This window comes from Paenibacillus sp. Y280, assembly GCF_056786335.1.
The window spans coordinates 97,001-116,035 of sequence record NZ_JBXCIW010000004.1 but is presented as its reverse complement, the minus strand read 5'-3'; the positions used below and the strand labels follow the sequence as shown (position 1 = coordinate 116,035).

Below are 19,035 nucleotides of genomic sequence, written 5' to 3'. Positions count from 1 at the left end.
GCAGCCGTGGACGAAAAAACAAAGTCCTAGACTGTCGCTGTTTTATTGAGCTAACGTTCCTCGTCTGTTTAAAGATCAGTCTAAAACTTATTTTTCAAAAGCTGACGATAATTCAATTTCAAAAACGGCGTAAGATCAGTGATCCCAGTCTATTAAAAAGTAAGAAGGATCCGCCGTGGCGGATCCTTCTGCTGTTTTATTGGGCTATCGTTCTCCGTTAGAAACGTCGACACTCCCTCTGATTCCTGTCAATTACCCATTCGATTTACGCTCGCAGGTTACCGAATGCGCGACTATTTGTTCACCGGCAGCGTGAATGCCAGTTCTGGGATGTACTCCTTGTCCGTCCCCTTCCAGCGATATGGTTTGACCGTAACCGTCTTCGGAATGCTAGGGAACGGAGTGATTTCGACCGTGTTCACATAGGTTCCGGGGTCCGCTCCAGGGCTGCTGCTTCCGCCCATAACGTCGGCGGATTCCCCGCGCTCATTCTGAATGTCGTACATGAGCGAGTCCTCCAGCTCCAGCTCCTCGCCGGAGAGGTTTACTTCCAGTTGCGAGGTGGCCTCTGTCATCTCGAACTTCTTGATGCGCATGACCAGTCCTTTATAGGACTTCGTCTCCTCGGATGCCAGTACGATCGACTGGCTTGTTGTTTTCTTGACCGGGAATGACAGCGTAAAATACCGCCCAATAGCCGCGTCCCGAATTACGACCTCCAGATTGAACTCATCCGGCAAATCAAACGAGGTCGTATGCGTTTCCGCGATGTATGGCTGTACCGTTAATATGGACGAATTGTTGTGCGAAATATCGGAAGCCAGAAACGTTGACACATTCAGCTTCTTCCCGTTCGCCCGAACTTCGATCATGCTGGCTTCTTTACCCTGCTTCTTGTACATCGCGATCGTTTCCTCGGTCGTAGCATCCGACCATTCCTTCAGCGGCGGGTTATCGCCATCGTTCGTTTCTCTGATCAGCACCATGGACATGCGGGTCCCGTCGAACATCATTTCCGAGATTTTGAAGGTGACGCCATCATGCGTCTGGCTGGCATTCACCTTAGCGGTCAAGCCCTGCTTGGCCGCGGACTTCAGCCCCGTATCGCCTGCCTGGTCGAACAGACTGCCAACCAGCGGCAACTTGCTCAGTGCATTGGCCATTGCCGGATTGACGAACCCTGCGCCGAGGATGCATAATCCCGCCACAACGGCAGACGCGGTGATCAAGCCTGCTGTACGCACCCGGCGACTGACCGGTTGTACGCGACCGGTCTTTGGCAACTCCTGCAGTCTTACCATAACCGCCTCGGCCGTGCGCTCCGGATCAGCGTGTATATAGGTTGGCTTTGCTTGACGAATACGTGTTTCCATCATCCGACTCCCCTCTAGTTAACGCTGATTTCAACTGCTCTCTCCCTCTCGCCAGCCGTGTCTTGACCGCACCTTCACTTAACTTGAGGGCGTATGCGATCTCCCTGACCGATAAGTCCTCAAAATAATACAAGATGATCGGCGTTCGAAATTTCTCGTCTAAACCTATTATGGCCGCATAAACTTCCTTGTCCCTGCTCTGCTGCAGGTAAATGTCTTCCGTGCTCCTGCCTCTCTGCTCAGGCAGAAGGTCGGTCGGTTGCTCTTTCCGATATTTGCGGTTCGTATTCAGACACAGATTGATAACGATGCGAACCAGCCACGGATACGGACGCCCAGGGTCTCTTAGCTGCCGAATCGAGAGATACGCTTGCACCATCGCTTCCTGCACAATATCCTCTACCCTGTTGTGATCGCGCACATACGTGTAAGCGACATAACGCAGCCGGTCATTGTAATCCCGGACCCATTGATTTAGTTGATCCATCTGTTCCAATTGGCTCTCACCTTCTTCCTATCATAATGACACACGACGACCGAAAAGGTTTCAAAAACAATCTACCAAATGCAGCGGCGTAAGCGTCAAACCGCTCCCGCCATGCTACTTTGAGCTCGCGCTAAATGGCGTTAATGCTGGTTGCAGAATTCCTTGCCCTGCTGAGCGAAGGTTAATTTGACATCTGTATTTGTGAAGATGAAAAGGAGCTGCGGCGGCAGCTCCTTCATCGTTTGTATAGAGTCCTTCATTGAACTAACGTTCTCCTTTAGCTTAACGGCATCCTCGATTTGACGCCTACTTCAATAAAAAAGAGAACAGGCCATCCGTAGCAGTCTGCTCTCTGATTATCTTTAATGGACAGTGGAAGGCCCTTTACTTGATGTTTTTGTTGACCACTTTCATTATAATGCATACAAACATTAAGCTGCATTCCGTTTGTATGCGCGCATCGCAAATAGATATGCGACGATCATTATCCCTAAGCACCACGCTAAAGCGACCCAGATATCATTGCCTACCGGTTGACTTGACAATAGTGCACGGATAGCCTCAACGATCGAAGTCACCGGCTGGTTTTCAGCGAAGGCACGAACGACCGAAGGCATCGACTCGGTCGGAACAAATGCAGAGCTGATAAACGGCAGGAAGATAAGCGGATAGGAAAACGCGCTTGCACCTTCCACCGATTTTGCGGACAGTCCGGCAATCGCTGCGACCCAAGTTAACGCCAGTGTAAACAGCACGAGTATGCCGGCTACTGCAAGCCATGGCAGTAGCCCCGCCGACGAACGAAAGCCCATAATGAGCGCTACGAGAATGATGACGATAACAGATATGACGTTGGATACCACCGAGGTCAGCACGTGCCCCCACAGAACGGCGGAACGCGAAATCGGCATGGAGTGGAACCGCTCAATTATTCCCCGTTGCTTATCCAAAAACAGGCGGTAAGACGTATAGGCTATACCACTTGCAATCGCAATCAGCAGGATACCGGGCAACAGGTAGTTCACATAGTTATCCGTACCAGTTTGGATTGCGCCGCCAAACACATAGACGAACAGCAGCATCATCGCAATCGGAGTGATGCAGACTGTGACGATGGTATCCATACTGCGGAAAATATGACGCATGGAACGTTCAAGCATAACGCCCATATCGTTGAAAAAGTGTTTCTTTGTCGTCTCCATTTACTTTCCCTCCTTTTTGTCGATGATTGCGAGGAATATTTCCTCCAAAGTCGGCTGTTTTTCAACATACTCCACCTTTGCGGGTGGGTATAGCTTTTTTAGATCCGAGAGCGTGCCGCTGGCGATAATCTTGCCCTCATGCAGAATGGCAATTTGGTCGGCAAGCTGCTCAGCCTCCTCCAAATACTGCGTGGTTAGGAGTACCGTCGTGCCGCCGTCGGCAAGCTCCTTGACAGTCTTCCAAACTTCGATGCGCGCCTCGGGGTCAAGCCCAGTGGTAGGTTCGTCGAGAAAAATGATCTGCGGTTTTCCCACAAGGCTCAAGGCGATGTCTAGCCTGCGGCGCATACCACCCGAATAAGTAGACGCCCTGCGGTCGCCGGCGTCTGACAAGCCGAAGCGTTTAAGCAAGTCATCCGCAACCTGACGTGGATTTTTGAGGTATCGTAGCTTGGCAATCATGATCAGATTTTCCCGTCCAGTCAAAATTTCGTCCACGGCGGCAAATTGCCCGGTAAGACTGATCGCCTGCCGCACATTATCGGGTTTTGACGCGACGTCAAATCCGTTTACGGTGGCGGTGCCTCCGTCCTGTTTGAGCAGCGTGGTGAGGATTCTGACAATCGTCGTCTTGCCCGCGCCGTTGGAGCCAAGCAAGGCGAAAATCTCACCTCGCTTTACTTCAAGATCGACGCCCTTTAGGACTTCCGTGTCCTTGAAAGACTTTCGCAGACCTTTCACTTCGATTGCTTTTTCCATCCCGATATCCCCCTTTTACTTTGTCTTATCCGTCCCCTTTTTTATGGCCTTGTTACCTTGTTGGTCAACAGATTCTTGATAGATGTCAGCGTAAGTTTTTGAATCTTTGATTAGATCGTCGCAGAAAGCCGCTACGTCACTGCCCGTCACTTCGAGTACGCCTTTCCCCAAGGCCGCGCCCTCTTCAAAAAGATCGATAATCCCCGAGAGCAATCCCGTCCCGTCGGTTAGCTCAACAGGTCCGACCTTAAAGAGATATTTTTGAATCTCTTTATAAACAATCTGATAATCTTGCGGGAGCGCTTTGACACGCGCCATGTGCGCTCGCCATTCTTTTTTGCCTTCGATGATATCTTGTATTCTCATTTTATCCTCCTATTTACCTAATTTTTTAGCGATATTACTGTTGAGCTGCTCGCGCCACTTGTCTCGAAAAGACTTTGCCCCTTCTTCGCCGGCCAGCGCTGAACAGAAGCCTTTGATATCGTCACCCAAAACCTCTTGGACACTCTGACCGTCCGCCGCCGTTTCTTCGAGCAGGCCAAGCACACCGTCAAGAATTGGCATGAGGTTGCGACCGGTGAAATCGGAGTGCGGCCAAAGATTGGCATTAATTTTTTTCCATGCCGCTTGATAATCAGCCGGCAGCTTTTTGGCACGCGATTCAAAAGTTTTCATTTCTTTAGTCATGTCGCTGCCAGTGATTTTTTCCCAAAAATTCATTATTGTTCCTCCTTTAACTCGTTAATTTTTGATGATACGAACTCCCATTTTTCCCAGAACTTCTGTAGTTCCTTGCGCCCCGCGTCGTTGAGCACGAAAAACTTGCGCGGCGGTCCCAAGTCGGATGGTTTCTTGTTCATCTCCACCAACTTGTTTTTTTCAAGCCGGATCAGGATGGTGTACACCGTTCCCTCCACAACATCTGTAAAGCCGAGGGCGTTCAGCCGCCGCGTGATCTCGTAGCCGTAGGTTTCTTTGCGGCTTATAATTTCAAGGACACAGCCCTCAAGCGACCCTTTGAGCATTTCCGTTAGGTTTTCCAGCACAATCACCCCTCTCTATTCTGTACCACTGGTATGAAGTGATACTAACTACTGCTATAAAGTAACACGTAGTAGATTGTTTGTCAATAGCGTTTGCTTTTTCTTTGGACAGTAAGAGCATATACATGCTTACAGCCACCCCACATAAAACAAAAAAAGAACCGAGACGCCAAGTCTCGGTTCTTCAACATTTAAATCTGTACAAGCAGCAATATGATGGACGATAAACATAAGCATGTGCTGATCAAGCAAAGGAACATGACGACCTGCTTATGGCTGAGCCCTGCACGCAGCAGGCGATAATGCGCCTGGCTGGCGTCTGCCTGATAGATCGCTTTGCCTTGCAGCATGCGTCTCACGACGACAAACAAGTTATCGAAGATCGGCACGCCCAGCGCAAGAATCGGAATAAACAATGACATGATCGTAGCTTGCTTGAATGCGCCATCCAGCGCAATAACCGCTAAGATAAACCCCAGAAAGGTTGCTCCTGCATCGCCCATGAAAATTTTTGCGGGAGGCTTGTTGTACCGTAAATACGCAATCGTTACACCGACCAAAATAATAGCCATAATGGCGGAGTTGGACTGTCCTTTGGCTATGGCGACAATGAACAGCGTAACCGCGGAAATGGCGGAAAGAGCGCCAGCGAGCCCGTCCATGCCATCGGTAAAGTTAATGACCGTCGTAACGCCAAAAATCCATAAAATTGTAAGTGAAAATTGCAAAATGACCGGAAGCACCACATATTCGCCTGAAAACGGATTGAAAAATCCTGTAAACGCTATGCCGGAGGCATAGACGAGAACGGCCGCGGATATTTGCACGATAAACTTGGGGAGCGACGGGAAGTCTTTGCCCTTTGTTTTATACCAATCATCAATCGTGCCAATGATGAGCAGCAGCACACCGCCCAGGAATATAGCGCCGGTCTTTAATGAAAAGTCCTGTGTGACAAGCAAATAGGTAAGGAAAAAGCCGATAAAAATAACATAGCTTGCCGTAAGCGGAATCGGCTCCCGATGGAGCTTGCGTTCGACGTCCTTGCGGGGCTTGTCCACAAAATCAAGACGGAATGCCAGCCTGCCGAACGGCGGGATTAAGAAATAAACGATAGCAAAGGACAATAGCAAAGCGATAGCGTATAAAATAGTTGTCACCACCGATATATTTTGAACGAACAACAAAATTATACAGTCCAAGCCGAACATTGTCGATTAGAGGAAACTCATGTGAGAAGATATTAATTTTTTAACCTCTGCCAAATGAACGCTGCCCAAGATAGCATAGCTCTCAAATAATCTGAATGCATTCAACCTCGATTTTGTGAATAAGGATAAGCAATCCTTTTTTAAAATAAGAAGAGAAAGCTGCAAGGAAACTTTTCATATCCAAAATAAAGAGGAGAGATATAGCTATGTGGCTGGATTGTGCCATTATTGGCGGCGGGCCAGCGGGCTTAAATGCTGCGCTTGTGCTTGGAAGATCGCGGAGGAATGTCATTTTATTCGATCATAACCGGCCAAGAAACGCAGTAACGCATGAGTCGCACGGCTTCATTACGCGAGACGGCATAGAGCCGCGCGAGTTCCGAAGGCTTGCCCATGCCGATATTGCCAAGTACCGTTCGGTGACCGTTAAGCCAGACAAGGTGACGGAGGTGTCTCCCAATGGAGCGGGCTTTCAGGTGTCGACGAGCAACGGTGTCATGTATCAAGCGCGCACGATCCTATTGGCGACCGGACTGAAGGAAGTGCTGCCTGCAGTGCCTAACATCCATCACTATTATGGAAAAAGCTTGTTCAGCTGCCCCTATTGCGACGGCTGGGAGCTGAGAGATAAGGCGCTGATCGTTATTTCGGAGGGCTCGAATCTATTCCCTTTGGCCAAAATCGTCTATAACTGGAGCAAGGATCTGCTCTTATGCACAAATGGTGCAAATAACTTAAGCGCCGAGCAAATCGGGAAGCTTAGGCAGAAGGGCATTCAAGTGAGCCAGCACCGGATTAAAGCGCTGCATGGCGAGAATGGACGGCTTAGCCGCGTTGTTTTTGAGAATAACGCTGAAGCAAAGCGGACGGGCGGCTTCGTTTCTCCATCATGGGATCAGGCGGCACCCTTCGGTGAAGCGCTTGGCTGCGCGATGACGCCGGGAGGCGGCTTTGTCACAGATGACTATGGCCGAACAAGCGTCAGAGGTGTGTATGCGGCTGGAGATACCTCTATTATTGCTCCCGCGCAGGTGATTGTTGCGGCAGGTGAGGGAAGCAAAGCAGCGATTGGCGCCAATACAGACATGACTCAGCAGGATTTTGGATTCTAGTTGCGCGAAGCGCTGTATGCATGGCATGCTTGATCAAATGGCCACCTAGTCAAGGTGGTTTTTTGCTAAATAAAGAAGAGAATCATAGAACGTGGTTGTTACAGCGGTTCGCTTTGTGGGTATTGGTGTTGGACGAAAATAATTAGACTATTCTACATTTCGTAGAAAGCTCTGCGGTCAGCAGGAGGAGAGATGATATGCTAGAGAAGCTGCATCCAGATGATTATGTTTTGAACCAGTACCCGTTTATGCGAGATGAGCTGCAATATAATTTGATTCATTTGATTTCCTCAATTGAAGGGGCGACTACTTTGAAAACGCCTGACGGCCGTATGCTGTTTGCGGGCTCGCCGGGACATAATGCATGGCTATGGCTGTCGGAGGACATTGCCGATGATCGAAGGTCAGCGCTGATGCAGGAGCTTATTGCCTATTACAAAGGCACCGATTTGTCCGGCATATGCGGCGCACCGCCTACGGCAGAGCTGTTCGCGAAGCTGTATGCAGAGGCTAATCAACTGGAATATCACGCTTATATGCTGATGGAAACGTACTCATGCCCAAAGGTAATCAAGCCCTTAAAGGTCAAGGGGAAAATGATCCGGGCTGCTCGGCAGCATGTGGAGCTTGTCGCCGAATTTTTGGCTGGTTTCACCGAGGATGCTTACGGCGCGTCGGTTATACCTGCAAGCCAGCTTCCGGCTGCTGAGGGCATGATCATGAGAGGCGATTTATATTTTTGGACCGTTAACGAGCTTCCGGTATCGATGGCGAACATCGCTCACCGATCTCCACGGCACGGAAGGATAAATGCCGTCTATACACCGCAGGTGCTGCGAAAGAACGGATATGCAAGCGCTATAGTAGCGGGTCTTTGCTCTATTTTGGAGGAAGAGAACCGAGAGCCGATGCTGTATGCAGACACCAAAAACCCAGACTCCAACAAAGTATACAAAAATGCAGGCTTCGTAGAGAGCGGAACGATTGCCGAAATCCGTTTTAAGTAGGAGCAAGTTCATAGAAAGTAGGGAACTATCTGAAAATCGATCGTTTACTAGCGATGACCGTGCTTCTCCTTAATCGCGGGCGGATTAGCGCGAAGGAGCTGGCTGACCGTTTTGAAGTATCCACAAAAACAATCTATCGCGACATGGATACGCTGAGTCAAGCGGGCGTCCCAATACTCGCTCATCAAGGCACAACGGGCGGGTTCGAGATTATGGAGCAGTATACGATATCGCGTCAATATTTATCGTTAGGAGAAATCTCATCTATTATTGCTGCTGTTAAAGGAATAGGCACTGCCATGGATGATGCATCCTATGCGAGCTTGCATGAGAAGGTCAAGACGCTGCTGCATCAATCGGACAAGCACCAAGAAGGCAACACGGGAGAGCGCTTGGTCTTCGATCTCAACCCATGGGGACAGGGGCAGGAAGCGCGCCAAAAGGTGAATGTGTTAAAGCGGGCTATCGATGAAACCCAGAAGGTGCAGTTTAGCTATATCAATATGAATGGCTCGGAGTCGGAGAGAATGGTCGAGCCCTATGCATTGCTATTGAAGGCAAATGTATGGTACTTGCAGGCGTATTGCTTGCTCCGCGAGCAGTTTCGCGTATTTCGTTTGTCTCGCGTGCAGCAGCTTCAAATGCGCTCTGATCCGTTTGAGCGTCGCCAAGTGCCTTCGTTGGATGGCTACGCATGGGATTTGGAATGGACAAAAAATGCGGATACGGAAGTAACGCTACTCTTCCGCCCGCAGGCGCGCTATCGTGTCGGCGATTCCTTTCATTCGGATCAAGTGACGGTTTTGGAGGATGGGTCCTTGCGTGTAGAAAGTAAGTTTACGGTAGATGAATGGTTTTATGGCATGATTCTCAGCCACGGCGATGCAGTGAAGGTGGAGCATCCCGCCTACTTGGCAGAACAAGTGATACAGCGCGCCAAAAATATTATTAGCCGTTACGAGAACTAGGACAGACAGCTGTCCACTTTCCCCAAGTACAATAAGACCATATTCAAGAAATGGGGAATGATGGATGAATACGAATCTTATTCAAAAACCAGCAATAACGTTAATTGGAGTAGCCGCGCGGACGACAAATGCGGAGGAAGCAGGTCCTAACGGGCGGCTGCCTGCGCTATGGAACACTTATTTCGCAAGCGGTATCGCCGAGCAGACGCAGGTCAGCAACAGCCATTTGATCTATGGTCTATATACCCATTACGAGAGTGATGCAAGCGGCGCTTACACCGTTGTTGTCGGGCATGAATGCGGTGACGCTTCGGTTGAAGTGCCGGAGGGCTTAGTGCAGGCAAACATTCCAGAAGCCCAGTATATGGTGTTCAGGACGAAGAGAGGCCCTGTTTTCGAGGTTGTAGTGCAAGCGTGGAACGAGATTTGGGCATATTTCGAGCATTCGTCCTTAAAGCGTACCTACACAGGCGATTTCGAGCTGTATGATGGCCGAAATCTTAATCCAGCAGATGCAGAGGTCGACATCTATATCGCGGTAAAATAAAGCCAGCAAACGGCAGTCGTACAAGGCAAAGCGAGCCTTGTATGGCTGCCTTTTGCTTATTGACGGGATAGTTTGTCTCGAACTATTCGCTTCTGACTCAATCGTTCAAACCGTATGCTTACGGTCGTATTTCGCCCATCCGCACACGTCGAATGACCGCTTTAAGCACATAAAAAAAAGCACTCCAACCTAAAGTTGAAGTGCCTGCTGGTGACTAATCCTCGCGGTAATCCTGTACGAGAACATCCAACGCGCCCGTCTCCGGGTCGATGACAAAGCCATGAACCGGAATATCCTTCGGAAAGATCGGATGCTTGCGGATGAGCTTCACGCTGTGCATAACGCCTTCCTCGGCGCTAGAGAAGCCTCGTAAAAACTTATCCATGCGAATGCCTGAATTTTCGAGCGTCTCCAGAACGAGCGGGTCGATGCCGTGATCAGCGAACTTGCTGACCATGCCAGCTGTGTCAAGATTCGTCATGCCGCAGCCATGATGGCCGATGACGAGCACCTCACGCGCGCCAAGCTCATAGACGGCAACGAGAATACTGCGCATCGCGCTTCCGAACGGCTGAGTCAGAATGGCGCCTGCATTTTTAATAAATTTGGCATCGCCATTTTTTAAGTTAAGTGCTTTGGGCAGCAGCTCAACGAGCCGCGTATCCATGCAGGTAAGAATGGCTACCTTTTTATCGGGAAATTTGTCGGTTAGATAGGCTTCATATTGTTTCTCTTCTACAAACTGCTTGTTAAATTCCAACATGCGGGGAATGATGGACATAAGATTTCCTCCTATCGAGCTTTATATCTATTTATTTTATTATTCATAAAAATAGGGAGGGAGTCAAATGATCTTCTAATGAATTAATCCGCTTTGCTTCGCTTTTTCCACCATTTTGGCAGAATAGCGGTTGATCCATTTTTTCAGCGCAAGCCCTAGAAGCAGCGCGATACCGGCGAAAATCGCAAGAGCGATCAGATCTCTGGCGACGATATCCCATAAAATACCGCCTACCGCTTCGCGCATCATGCTGATGGCATACGTGAACGGCAGGAATGGATGTATCGCTTGGAAAAACGGCGGCGTCACCTGAATAGGGAACGTACCGCCCGATCCGGCAAGCTGGAGCACGAGCAGGACGATCGCCATCGCTTTGCCGACATTGCCGAATATCGATACGAGCGTATACACAATGAGCATAAATATGGCACTAAGCACGACGCCAAACAGCACAAACCACATTTTATCAGCGACAAACGCCTTGAGCAAATAAATATCGCCTAATGTTACGAGCAACGACTGCACGATGGCAATCGTCAGGAAGGTGAGAAAGCGTCCGAAATAAATATGATAGCTCCGGTACGTATGGTCTGGGTGATGAACGTCCACGGTCAGCAAGGAAACGAGCAGCAGCGCTCCGACCCATAAGGACAATGTTGTAAAAAAGGGCGACATCGCCGATCCGTAATTCGGTATCGGGAACAGCCGGTTTTCCTTCAATACGACAGGCTCCGCGAAAAAAGCGCCTTCGCGCTCGGCATCGTTTTTGAGCAGGTCAACGAGCTCATTCAAATTGCCTTCCTTCTCAAGCTCGCGAATACGCTGTGCGAAGTCTTTAATCTTTTGCTCCGCGGCAGGCAAGTTTTTCTGGATTTTCGCCAGCTCCTTGCCGCCTAGCTCAAGCCCCTTCGCCGCATCATCCACCACCTGCAGGGCGCTCGGAACGAGCTTGTTTGCCTCCGATAATACTGACTGAGCCTTTGCTGCCGCCTGCTTGGCGTTGTCCGCCGCTTGCTTAATGCGCGGCAAGATTTCACTATCGTAGCGGCCTAATACGTCCGTTAGAATCTGAGAGGTTTCCTTGGACAAGCTGCTTAGGCGGTCAATAAGAGTCTGTGCAGGCTGCTCGCCTCGCTCAATGGCCGATTGAATCTGCTGCACGAGCGCAAGCTGCTGCTTAAAGCGGCTATTTACCTGCTTCAGACGGTCAATCGTAGACGACAGCAGCTTGCCTTCAACCGTCTCGTTTAAAGGTTCAAGCAGATTGATCATCCCGCCCGTCACCGTAACAGCGTTCGTTAAGCGCTTCTCTGCCAGCGCTAAGGTGGACTTTACGACCTCTGGATCAATCGAGCTGTCCTGCAAAATACCGGTGAGCGCCTGAGCCGCGTTGGCCGTCTCAAGAAGCAGCTGCAAATCCTGCTTGATGAGCGGACCTGCCGTATCGAGTGTCGCTCCGCTTTGGTCAAAAAAAGTGCCGAGCTGCTTCGTAAACGCCTCGCCGTCCTTAGCGAGCTCTGCTGCCTTTGGCAGCTCTGTTTGAACGGTTGCTACGATTTTTTTCGATTTATCGATATCGGTAGACGCAAGGGCAACCGCCTCGTTAATTTGCGGAATTAGCGCCTCCAGCTTGAATACGGTATTGCGAACCTTCTCGATCGCAGGCTGATTAGCTTCCAGCTCTATGCCGATCTGATTGAAGATGCGAAAAATCGTTTCATTAGCGGTTTTGACGAAGCTTGCGCGAACCTCTTCAATAATGCCGCTCGCGCCCTTCTGGGCGATTTTTGGCGATATCGCATTAATTTTCTCGTTCACGGCATAGTCGAGCTCTGCTTGCTGCAGCTTGTCGGTCAGCACGGTTGCCATTTTGGCCGAGAAGTCGGCTGGAATGGTGATGCTGGCATAGTAGTCGCCATGCTTTACGCCCTCGATCCCCTTCTTCTCCTCAACGAATACCCAGCCTATCTTTTTGTTTTCCTTCAAGGAGGCAATGATTTCATCCCCAACCTGAATCGGCGTGCCGCGCAGCTCGGCGCCTTTGTCATTATTCACGACAGCAATGGCGAGTGAGCTGGTCTGGCCGTAAGGATCCCAGGACGCTTTGATGTTGAACCATGCATATAGGGAAGGTAGAAAGGTGAGCCCTAGAATAATGATGGCAGCTGCGATGTTTCGAGAAATATGGTGAAGATCCTTGCTGTAAATGGCCCAGATATGTCCCATGTTCCCACTCCCAAAAAATGTTTTTCTTAGTATTGCTGAATAAGCCAAAATCTACACCACGGAATTGTTAATGATAGTGTGCTAATTCAGCCGGAGGAGGGAGAACAGTTTATCCGGGCATCAAAAAAAACAGCAGCACAAGGTTCTTCCCTTGAGCTGCTGCTTATATTGTTTATTGCTGCACGGCTGCGGAACGACTCTCGTTAACAACCTCGGCAAGCAACTCGTAGGAACGAAGACGCGCTGCATGATCGTAGATTTGGCTGACGACAATGAGTTCATCGGCCTCCGTCTGCTCAATGATGGAGCTTAGCTTGCCCTTGACGGTTGCTTTTGTGCCCGCAATTGTGAAGCTGAGTTGTCTTTGCACCATCATTTTCTCCTGCTCGCTCCATAGTCCGTCCATGCTGTCGACAGGAGGATTAAGCTGTCCCATCCGTCCGCGGATAAGGTTCAGGAACGCTTGCTCCTGCGAGGTGGCGAGAAAGGCAGCTGCTTCATCCGTATCCGCAACAATGATGTTTAAGCCAACCATGGCATAAGGCTTATCAAGTACTTCGGATGGCTTGAAGTTATCGCGGTACAGCTTCAAGGCAGGGAGCAGGAAGTCCGGCGCAAAATGGCTGGCAAACGCAAACGGAAGGCCATGGTGCCCGGCAAGCTGAGCGCTAAAGCCGCTTGAGCCAAGCAGCCAGATCGGCACGTCCAGCCCCTCGCCCGGTACTGCTCTTGGCATCACGCTGCGCGATTCTGCGCTGGGATAGAAATAATGGCGAAGCTCGCTAAGCTGCTCGGGAAAATCCTCGCCGTTGCTGCCGAGTCCGCGGCGAAGCGCGCGCGCCGCAACCTGATCGGAGCCTGGCGCTCTTCCTAGGCCAAGATCAATACGGCCAGGATACATCGACTCCAGCGTACCGAATTGCTCCGCAATGACGAGCGGTGCGTGGTTCGGGAGCATGATGCCGCCGGAGCCGACGCGAATTTTCTGCGTGCCTGCGGCTACGTAGCCAATGACAACAGATGTTGCGGAGCTGGCGATACCGGGCATATTGTGATGCTCAGCGAGCCAAAATCGATTGAAGCCCCATTTCTCGGCATGCTGGGCAAGATCAAGCGTGTTGCGGAACGAGTGAGCCGGCGTGCTGCCGGCAACGATTGGAGCAAGATCTAATATGGAAAAGGGGATGTTAGAAATAGTCATAGCGGGTTATACCTCCTAGGTAGAGCGTAAACGGAATAATTGTCGTTTCGCAGAAATGGATTCGCAGCATAGAGCAAGTATGGCTAGCAGACTGAACCTAAACGCAAAACCCCAGCGCCAGCAAGGGCGAGGGGCTGCATAAAATGGCGTTTATTGCGGATTTGTTGTCCAAATACCGGCCGTTCGGATAAACACGCGGTCAGGCAGCTTGAGCGCTGCCAGAACCAGCTCGGCTACATCCTCAGCTTGCATCATGCGGTCTTCGTCGCCGATTTTGAGACCGGCATTCGAAGCGAGCTCGGTGTTCACTGTACTTGGAGTCAGAGCGGTAACGCGAATGTTCGATTTGCGAACCTCCTGCATAAGCGCCTCGGTCAAGCCAATGACGGCGAACTTGGATGCGCAGTATGCGGAGCCGGTTGCAAAGCCGCGCTCGCCTGCGGTCGAAGCGATGTTGATGATGCTTCCGCTGCTTTGCTCAAGCATCGTTGGAAGCGCGGCGCGAGTCACATAATAAGTGCCCATCACATTGGTCTGAATGATGCGCTCCCACTCACCCGGGTCCATATCCAGCACAGTGCCGAACGATGCGATTCCGGCGTTATTGATTAGAATATCAATAGAGCCTAGGTTTTCCTTCAGAGCGGCAACAGCTTGATCGACATCCGATTTGACGGATACATCCGCTTTGGCAATGGCGACTTTTATGCCGTATTGGTTCGCGAGCTCAGCCTGCAAAGCCTCCAAATCGGAGCTTGTCCGAGCGATCAAACCAAGGTTTACGCCCTCTGCGGCGAGCGCGATTGCAACCGCTTTGCCGATTCCTTTTCCAGCACCAGTAATGATAGCTGATCTATTTTTTAATTCCATGTTAATCTCTCCTCTGCTTGCAGTTGTTTTCTTGATTCGTATGACGCGACATAGGTATGATATCCTTTTAACAAGGAATCAATCATCATGTCTATTATTATGATATTTCGTACTTATTGCAAGTACCAACTTTTAAGTAAGATAGTATCTTTTTTATACTAAAGGAGTCGTTTGCATTGGGAGATCAGCATTCATGGTATATTTGGACATGAAATCAACGATGAAGCGGCATGCTGCATTGTACTGGTCATATTGCAAAGCTTGCTGCTTGGCGTAACGATGCTCGGAGCTATTATTGTTCTCATTTGACATGAAATCTAAGGGTGTCCTATAATGAAAATATGAAACCAAATGGTTTCGTATTATCGCAAATAGAAGATATGGCAATATTGATGGAGGTCATCAAATGGGAAACAACAATACGCAGGGTGCGTTGCCGGATATCCGACAAACGCTAGTACTTAACGCGCCGGTTCAGAAGGTATGGGATGCGGTGGCCACGTCTGAAGGCATCGCGGCATGGTTCATGCCAAATGATTTTCAGCCTGAGCTGGGCTATGAGTTTCACTTGGAAGCAGGGCCATTCGGTAAGTCACCATGTAAAGTAACAGCGCTTGATCCGCCTAGCCGCCTTACGTTTGAATGGGGCAAGGACTGGTCGTTGACATTCGAGCTTATCGATTTGGAAGGCAAAACGGAATTTACGCTTATTCATGCAGGCTGGGATGCAGCCAAGGTTACTGAATTCGGACAGACTCATGATGAGGTTCGAAGCAGAATGTCGGGAGGCTGGGTCGGTCTCGTGGAAAAACTCAGCAAGTATGTAGAGGCTTAAGATGGCAGACGCCGCACCGAAGCATGATGTGTTTCAAGCGATTGCCGATCCGACCAGACGCAGGCTGCTGCATCTGCTAGGCGATGAGGAGCTGCCAGTCACCGTTTTAAGCGGTCATTTTACGATGAGTCGAACGGCGGTATCCAAGCATTTGCGTGTATTGGCGGATGCGGGACTGGTGAAGGACCGCAAGGTTGGACGGGAGACGCGCTACCGGCTTGACCCGGAGCCGCTGCTTGAGCTCAAGCGTTGGCTGGCCTATTACGAGCGCTATTGGGAAAATAAACTAATTGCGCTTAAACGCTTTGTTGAATCAAGCGACACCGCAGATGCAGAGCCATTCGGCCCACTTGCTTTGGCAGATCGGGATTCCAGCGAATAAAAGCGAGATCAATCAGTTAATGAAGCAGGAGCTGTCTAACGAGGTATTAGACCTTGATAGACAGCTCCTTTTTTTAGCGCTTATTTACGGCTTTTTTTGGGTCCTTATCATTTTATCTGTTCCATAAAGCTTCTAAAGTTTTCAGCGATTTCTTTTGATTTGGTATGGTGTAAATAATGTCCTCCTTCAAAGGTCATCATTTTCCCATTTACAGAATCTTTTATCTGTTCTTTATGTTTGGGTTCCCAGCCTTCAACATCCGTATTATTTGCTTGTAAAAAGAAAATAACAGGAAGATTTTCAGGGAGTTTTAAATCTTCGGCAGCTTTAAAATTATTTTTTAAATTTTCTCCTTCGCTTAAGATGTTTGGATTCATCGTGTTTTTGAGAGAAATCATTCTAATTTGCTCTCTTGTTTGATCATCTACTTCTGGTGCAACAAGTTGGTCAGGACTTAATATCATTAGCAATCGGAAGAAACCTAATTTTTTGAGCACGCTATAGCTATCTGATGGAAATTCATCCATGCCGCCTTGTGTTGGAACACTGGTATCAATCCCAACAAATGCACGGACTTCGTTTTCATAGTTGTTCACATATTCTAGTGCATAAATGCCGAATATGGAGTGACCCATTAGCGTATATCGATCAATATTTAGTTTTTGCAAACATTCATGAATTTCTTTTACAATATTATCAATGCTTCGCTCTTTTTCAGTTACATCACTTAATCCATAACCAAAAGGCTCAATGACAACTACTTTGTAATAGGGTGATAACTCTTCCACTAGCGGCTTAAAATCAATACCTGGCGCTCCTGTTCCGAAGCCTGGCAGCAGCACTATCGTTTCTTCGCCCTTTCCTTGAATCGTCACATTCATATTTTTTCCATCTACAGGTACGAGCTGCCCATAGGACTCTATTTTTCCTTTATCCAATTTGTTGCAGATCATATTAACTGTAAAAGCAATGACTAGAAAAATGGCTATTGCAATAAGGATTACTGCTATCGATTTAAGCAAAATTTTATACATTCTTTTCATTATTCTGTTCCTTTCCTGTTGCTTCGTATAATTTGTTTGTCAAAATGCACCGACGATTGTTTGATTGGGCTCATGTATCCCGTATCCATGCTTTTGTCTACCTCATTTTAACAAGCCAGACTTAGATCCTGTATAACAGAGCGTTAACTGAGCCTTAAATCTTATCCGAAGCTAGAGGGAACAATTAAGCTTCCATTAAGGTAACGATTGTTGCACGCAAAGTAATCGTGGTATGTTGACAGGAGCACCTACCGTGAGAAACTATGCTGAAATATGACATCAGAAGCAATAAAATGCCCCCAATTCCGCAGAATTGGGGGTCATTTTGACGATTATGATATTAAGTCGATATAGCTGGAGCTTGTGGCAGTACGTTATCGCAGCAGCGTAAGGTCGAAGCTTGGGACAAGGCCTTCCTCAGCTGCGCGGCCAAGGAGGGCTGTAATCGCGGCGTAACCGTCCTCGCCTAAGTTCGCAGTGAATTCATTGACGTATAGATCGATGTGCGCTTGAGCGACATCTGTCGAGAGCTCTTGTGCGTGCATCATAATATAGGCTTGCGAAGCCTCTGGGTGAGTCCAAGCGTAATCAACGGATGCGCGAATCCAATCGGTAATCGCATCGGTATCAAGCGAGCGCCGGGCAATGATAGCCCCGAGCGGAATAGGCAGCCCCGTATCGGACTCCCACCAGCTTCCGAGATCCGTCATCATGCTTAGCCCGTAAGAAGGATAAGTGAACCGCGCCTCATGGATAACGAGTCCGGCGTCGATGTGACCGTCTCGCACGGCAGGCATAATTTCATGGAAGGGCATGACGACAATTTCGCCTACGCCGCCGGGAACGTGGCGGGCAGCCCACAATCGAAAGAGAAGATAGGCGGTTGAGCGTTCGCTGGGAACCGCAACTCGTTTACCGGAAAGCGCCGTGGGATTATTCGTTTCCTCGCCGCTGCCGTTCGTCAATACGAGCGGGCCGCAGCCTCTGCCGAGAGCGCCTCCGCAAGGCAGCAGCTTGTAGTCTTCCAATACCCAAGGCAGCGCTGCGTATGAAATTTTCATCACTTCGGGGCCTTTGGATTGGGCGGCCCAATTATTCGTTATATCGATATCTGCATAGGTCACGTCCAGTTCAGGCGCGCCGGGGATCAGACCGTGCGTCCAAGCGTGGAAGACATATGTATCATTTGGGCATGGAGAAAAAGCGATATTCATTGTAATACCTCCCGTATTGCTTTACTTGCCGCTTCTAATGCAGCTAATGCTTCACCGATACGCCATGCAGTGCGGTCACGCGGACCGACCGCATTCGAGATGGCTCGAATTTCAGCAACGGGAATACCGAGCTTGGAAGCGGCGACAGCAACGCCATGCCCCTCCATCCCTTCGGCCGCTGCGCCATGGATCCGCTCAGCAAGCGCAGCAGTGGTCTCGGCGGTGCCGGTTGCAGTCGTAACGGTGAGAACAGCGCCGCTGCTAACCGATAATCCAGCCGATTCAATAGCAGCAACCAAACGTTTATTCCAATCAACATTTACCTCAACGCGTGCAGTGCCGAATCCGAGCTCATCTACACTAATAAACCCATCCTGCGACTCTGCGCCTAGATCGGCCGCGACGATAAGTTCGGCAACGACGAGCGAGCCGATCGCAGCTCTTCCAGCAAAGCCGCCGCCAATTCCGGCGCTTATAACAAAGCGATAGTCGGCTGCCGAAGCGAGCGCGAAGGCTGTACCAGCAGCCGCAGCTGCCGCTCCTACTCCAGCCGCGATAACGTCAACGCCCGCCATTCCTTGCAGGCCGCGAAGCACGGCATCGCGCTCGGCGTCAACGGCGGTCACGATCAGAACACGCTTCCCGCTTATGACAGGCTCACTACCTGTTGCATGAACAGAATCGGTATTTGAATGTGATGGCATCCTTACATAATCTCCTTTAATAACCTGTCAGCTTGCTTATTACTATCGTATCACTCGCAAGTTTGCA

General features: G+C 49.6%; 22 protein-coding genes. 7 read left to right on the top strand and 15 right to left on the bottom strand.

Annotated elements, in window-relative coordinates; translation table 11 throughout:
* Positions 1-293: 293 nt before the first annotated feature.
* From AC1TPC_RS06705 to AC1TPC_RS06670, 8 genes are all read right to left on the bottom strand, one after another.
* The gene (locus AC1TPC_RS06705; RefSeq protein ID WP_482066094.1) at positions 294-1,376 is read right to left on the bottom strand and encodes a DUF4179 domain-containing protein; all 1,083 of its coding nucleotides are present in this window, start codon (positions 1,374-1,376) and stop codon (positions 294-296) included.
* Complete coding sequence (locus tag AC1TPC_RS06700) at positions 1,327-1,860, bottom strand: RNA polymerase sigma factor (RefSeq protein WP_482066289.1); 534 nt, start codon at positions 1,858-1,860, stop codon at positions 1,327-1,329. Before AC1TPC_RS06700 ends, AC1TPC_RS06705 begins: the two co-directional genes overlap by 50 nt.
* 431 nt (positions 1,861-2,291) lie before the next feature.
* On the bottom strand, positions 2,292-3,062 hold the full coding sequence (locus AC1TPC_RS06695; protein WP_482066093.1) for an ABC transporter permease: 771 nt from the start codon (positions 3,060-3,062) through the stop codon (positions 2,292-2,294).
* The gene (locus tag AC1TPC_RS06690; RefSeq protein WP_482066092.1) at positions 3,063-3,821 is read right to left on the bottom strand and encodes an ABC transporter ATP-binding protein; all 759 of its coding nucleotides are present in this window, start codon (positions 3,819-3,821) and stop codon (positions 3,063-3,065) included. It abuts the gene before it with no gap.
* Between the two features lie 15 nt (positions 3,822-3,836).
* The gene (locus tag AC1TPC_RS06685) at positions 3,837-4,187 is read right to left on the bottom strand and encodes a DUF1048 domain-containing protein (RefSeq protein ID WP_482066091.1); all 351 of its coding nucleotides are present in this window, start codon (positions 4,185-4,187) and stop codon (positions 3,837-3,839) included.
* Between the two features lie 9 nt (positions 4,188-4,196).
* Complete coding sequence (locus AC1TPC_RS06680) at positions 4,197-4,544, bottom strand: DUF1048 domain-containing protein (RefSeq protein ID WP_482066090.1); 348 nt, start codon at positions 4,542-4,544, stop codon at positions 4,197-4,199.
* The gene (locus AC1TPC_RS06675; protein ID WP_482066288.1) at positions 4,544-4,867 is read right to left on the bottom strand and encodes a PadR family transcriptional regulator; all 324 of its coding nucleotides are present in this window, start codon (positions 4,865-4,867) and stop codon (positions 4,544-4,546) included. The genes AC1TPC_RS06680 and AC1TPC_RS06675 overlap by 1 nt, the downstream gene beginning before the upstream one ends.
* Positions 4,868-5,058: 191 nt before the next feature.
* Positions 5,059-6,027 (bottom strand): MraY family glycosyltransferase, encoded by a 969-nt coding sequence (locus AC1TPC_RS06670; RefSeq protein WP_482066287.1) that lies wholly within the window; start codon positions 6,025-6,027, stop codon positions 5,059-5,061.
* Positions 6,028-6,284: 257 nt separating this feature from the next.
* On the opposite strand from AC1TPC_RS06670, the gene AC1TPC_RS06665 reads away from it, so the two are divergent.
* From AC1TPC_RS06665 to AC1TPC_RS06650, 4 genes are all read left to right on the top strand, one after another.
* Entirely contained in the window at positions 6,285-7,190 is a 906-nt protein-coding gene (locus AC1TPC_RS06665) for an NAD(P)/FAD-dependent oxidoreductase (RefSeq protein WP_482066089.1), read from the top strand.
* A gap of 197 nt (positions 7,191-7,387) precedes the next feature.
* On the top strand, positions 7,388-8,197 hold the full coding sequence (locus tag AC1TPC_RS06660; RefSeq protein WP_482066088.1) for a GNAT family N-acetyltransferase: 810 nt from the start codon (positions 7,388-7,390) through the stop codon (positions 8,195-8,197).
* A 53-nt stretch (positions 8,198-8,250) separates the two neighbouring features.
* Positions 8,251-9,165 (top strand): helix-turn-helix transcriptional regulator, encoded by a 915-nt coding sequence (locus AC1TPC_RS06655; RefSeq protein ID WP_482066087.1) that lies wholly within the window; start codon positions 8,251-8,253, stop codon positions 9,163-9,165.
* A gap of 64 nt (positions 9,166-9,229) precedes the next feature.
* On the top strand, positions 9,230-9,712 hold the full coding sequence (locus AC1TPC_RS06650; RefSeq protein WP_482066086.1) for a GyrI-like domain-containing protein: 483 nt from the start codon (positions 9,230-9,232) through the stop codon (positions 9,710-9,712).
* A 214-nt stretch (positions 9,713-9,926) separates the two neighbouring features.
* Here the strand turns inward: AC1TPC_RS06650 and AC1TPC_RS06645 are convergent, their stop codons facing one another.
* From AC1TPC_RS06645 to AC1TPC_RS06630, 4 genes are all read right to left on the bottom strand, one after another.
* A complete protein-coding gene (locus AC1TPC_RS06645; protein ID WP_482066085.1) occupies positions 9,927-10,493 on the bottom strand; it encodes a beta-class carbonic anhydrase in 567 nt (188 codons plus the stop codon).
* 75 nt (positions 10,494-10,568) lie between these two features.
* A complete protein-coding gene (locus tag AC1TPC_RS06640; RefSeq protein ID WP_482066084.1) occupies positions 10,569-12,719 on the bottom strand; it encodes a YhgE/Pip domain-containing protein in 2,151 nt (716 codons plus the stop codon).
* Positions 12,720-12,891: 172 nt separating this feature from the next.
* Entirely contained in the window at positions 12,892-13,920 is a 1,029-nt protein-coding gene (locus tag AC1TPC_RS06635; RefSeq protein ID WP_482066083.1) for an LLM class flavin-dependent oxidoreductase, read from the bottom strand.
* 150 nt (positions 13,921-14,070) lie between these two features.
* Positions 14,071-14,790, bottom strand: a complete 720-nt coding sequence (locus AC1TPC_RS06630) for a 3-ketoacyl-ACP reductase (RefSeq protein WP_482066082.1) — start codon at positions 14,788-14,790, stop codon at positions 14,071-14,073.
* 171 nt (positions 14,791-14,961) lie between these two features.
* Here AC1TPC_RS06630 and AC1TPC_RS06625 point away from each other — a divergent pair, with 171 nt between their 5' ends.
* The 3 genes from AC1TPC_RS06625 to AC1TPC_RS06615 all read left to right on the top strand — a co-directional run bounded on the left by AC1TPC_RS06625 (position 14,962) and on the right by AC1TPC_RS06615 (position 16,007).
* Positions 14,962-15,099 carry a hypothetical protein gene (locus tag AC1TPC_RS06625; RefSeq protein WP_482066081.1) on the top strand — a complete coding sequence of 46 codons (138 nt, stop codon included), beginning with the start codon at positions 14,962-14,964 and terminating at the stop codon, positions 15,097-15,099.
* Positions 15,100-15,196: 97 nt separating this feature from the next.
* On the top strand, positions 15,197-15,625 hold the full coding sequence (locus AC1TPC_RS06620) for an SRPBCC family protein (RefSeq protein WP_482066080.1): 429 nt from the start codon (positions 15,197-15,199) through the stop codon (positions 15,623-15,625).
* A 1-nt stretch (position 15,626) separates the two neighbouring features.
* A complete protein-coding gene (locus AC1TPC_RS06615; RefSeq protein WP_482066079.1) occupies positions 15,627-16,007 on the top strand; it encodes an ArsR/SmtB family transcription factor in 381 nt (126 codons plus the stop codon).
* A 107-nt stretch (positions 16,008-16,114) separates the two neighbouring features.
* On the opposite strand, the gene AC1TPC_RS06610 is transcribed toward AC1TPC_RS06615, so the two are convergent.
* The 3 genes from AC1TPC_RS06610 to AC1TPC_RS06600 all read right to left on the bottom strand — a co-directional run bounded on the left by AC1TPC_RS06610 (position 16,115) and on the right by AC1TPC_RS06600 (position 18,968).
* On the bottom strand, positions 16,115-17,050 hold the full coding sequence (locus AC1TPC_RS06610) for an alpha/beta fold hydrolase (protein ID WP_482066078.1): 936 nt from the start codon (positions 17,048-17,050) through the stop codon (positions 16,115-16,117).
* 374 nt (positions 17,051-17,424) lie between these two features.
* Complete coding sequence (locus AC1TPC_RS06605) at positions 17,425-18,264, bottom strand: 1,4-dihydroxy-6-naphtoate synthase (RefSeq protein WP_482066077.1); 840 nt, start codon at positions 18,262-18,264, stop codon at positions 17,425-17,427.
* On the bottom strand, positions 18,261-18,968 hold the full coding sequence (locus AC1TPC_RS06600; RefSeq protein WP_482066076.1) for a futalosine hydrolase: 708 nt from the start codon (positions 18,966-18,968) through the stop codon (positions 18,261-18,263). The genes AC1TPC_RS06605 and AC1TPC_RS06600 overlap by 4 nt, the downstream gene beginning before the upstream one ends.
* Positions 18,969-19,035 lie beyond the last annotated feature (67 nt).

Excerpts from the sequence above, each read along its gene's own strand:
- AC1TPC_RS06705 (WP_482066094.1), bottom strand. The coding sequence starts at position 1,376 with ATGATGGAAACACGTATTCGTCAAGCAAAGCCAACCTATATACACGCT.
- AC1TPC_RS06700 (WP_482066289.1), bottom strand. The coding sequence starts at position 1,860 with ATGGATCAACTAAATCAATGGGTCCGGGATTACAATGACCGGCTGCGT.
- AC1TPC_RS06695 (WP_482066093.1), bottom strand. The coding sequence starts at position 3,062 with ATGGAGACGACAAAGAAACACTTTTTCAACGATATGGGCGTTATGCTT.
- AC1TPC_RS06690 (WP_482066092.1), bottom strand. The coding sequence starts at position 3,821 with ATGGAAAAAGCAATCGAAGTGAAAGGTCTGCGAAAGTCTTTCAAGGAC.
- AC1TPC_RS06685 (WP_482066091.1), bottom strand. The coding sequence starts at position 4,187 with ATGAGAATACAAGATATCATCGAAGGCAAAAAAGAATGGCGAGCGCAC.
- AC1TPC_RS06680 (WP_482066090.1), bottom strand. The coding sequence starts at position 4,544 with ATGAATTTTTGGGAAAAAATCACTGGCAGCGACATGACTAAAGAAATG.
- AC1TPC_RS06665 (WP_482066089.1), top strand. The coding sequence starts at position 6,285 with ATGTGGCTGGATTGTGCCATTATTGGCGGCGGGCCAGCGGGCTTAAAT.
- AC1TPC_RS06660 (WP_482066088.1), top strand. The coding sequence starts at position 7,388 with ATGCTAGAGAAGCTGCATCCAGATGATTATGTTTTGAACCAGTACCCG.
- AC1TPC_RS06655 (WP_482066087.1), top strand. The coding sequence starts at position 8,251 with ATGACCGTGCTTCTCCTTAATCGCGGGCGGATTAGCGCGAAGGAGCTG.
- AC1TPC_RS06650 (WP_482066086.1), top strand. The coding sequence starts at position 9,230 with ATGAATACGAATCTTATTCAAAAACCAGCAATAACGTTAATTGGAGTA.
- AC1TPC_RS06645 (WP_482066085.1), bottom strand. The coding sequence starts at position 10,493 with ATGTCCATCATTCCCCGCATGTTGGAATTTAACAAGCAGTTTGTAGAA.
- AC1TPC_RS06640 (WP_482066084.1), bottom strand. The coding sequence starts at position 12,719 with ATGGGACATATCTGGGCCATTTACAGCAAGGATCTTCACCATATTTCT.
- AC1TPC_RS06635 (WP_482066083.1), bottom strand. The coding sequence starts at position 13,920 with ATGACTATTTCTAACATCCCCTTTTCCATATTAGATCTTGCTCCAATC.
- AC1TPC_RS06630 (WP_482066082.1), bottom strand. The coding sequence starts at position 14,790 with ATGGAATTAAAAAATAGATCAGCTATCATTACTGGTGCTGGAAAAGGA.
- AC1TPC_RS06620 (WP_482066080.1), top strand. The coding sequence starts at position 15,197 with ATGGGAAACAACAATACGCAGGGTGCGTTGCCGGATATCCGACAAACG.
- AC1TPC_RS06615 (WP_482066079.1), top strand. The coding sequence starts at position 15,627 with ATGGCAGACGCCGCACCGAAGCATGATGTGTTTCAAGCGATTGCCGAT.
- AC1TPC_RS06610 (WP_482066078.1), bottom strand. The coding sequence starts at position 17,050 with ATGAAAAGAATGTATAAAATTTTGCTTAAATCGATAGCAGTAATCCTT.
- AC1TPC_RS06605 (WP_482066077.1), bottom strand. The coding sequence starts at position 18,264 with ATGAATATCGCTTTTTCTCCATGCCCAAATGATACATATGTCTTCCAC.
- AC1TPC_RS06600 (WP_482066076.1), bottom strand. The coding sequence starts at position 18,968 with ATGCCATCACATTCAAATACCGATTCTGTTCATGCAACAGGTAGTGAG.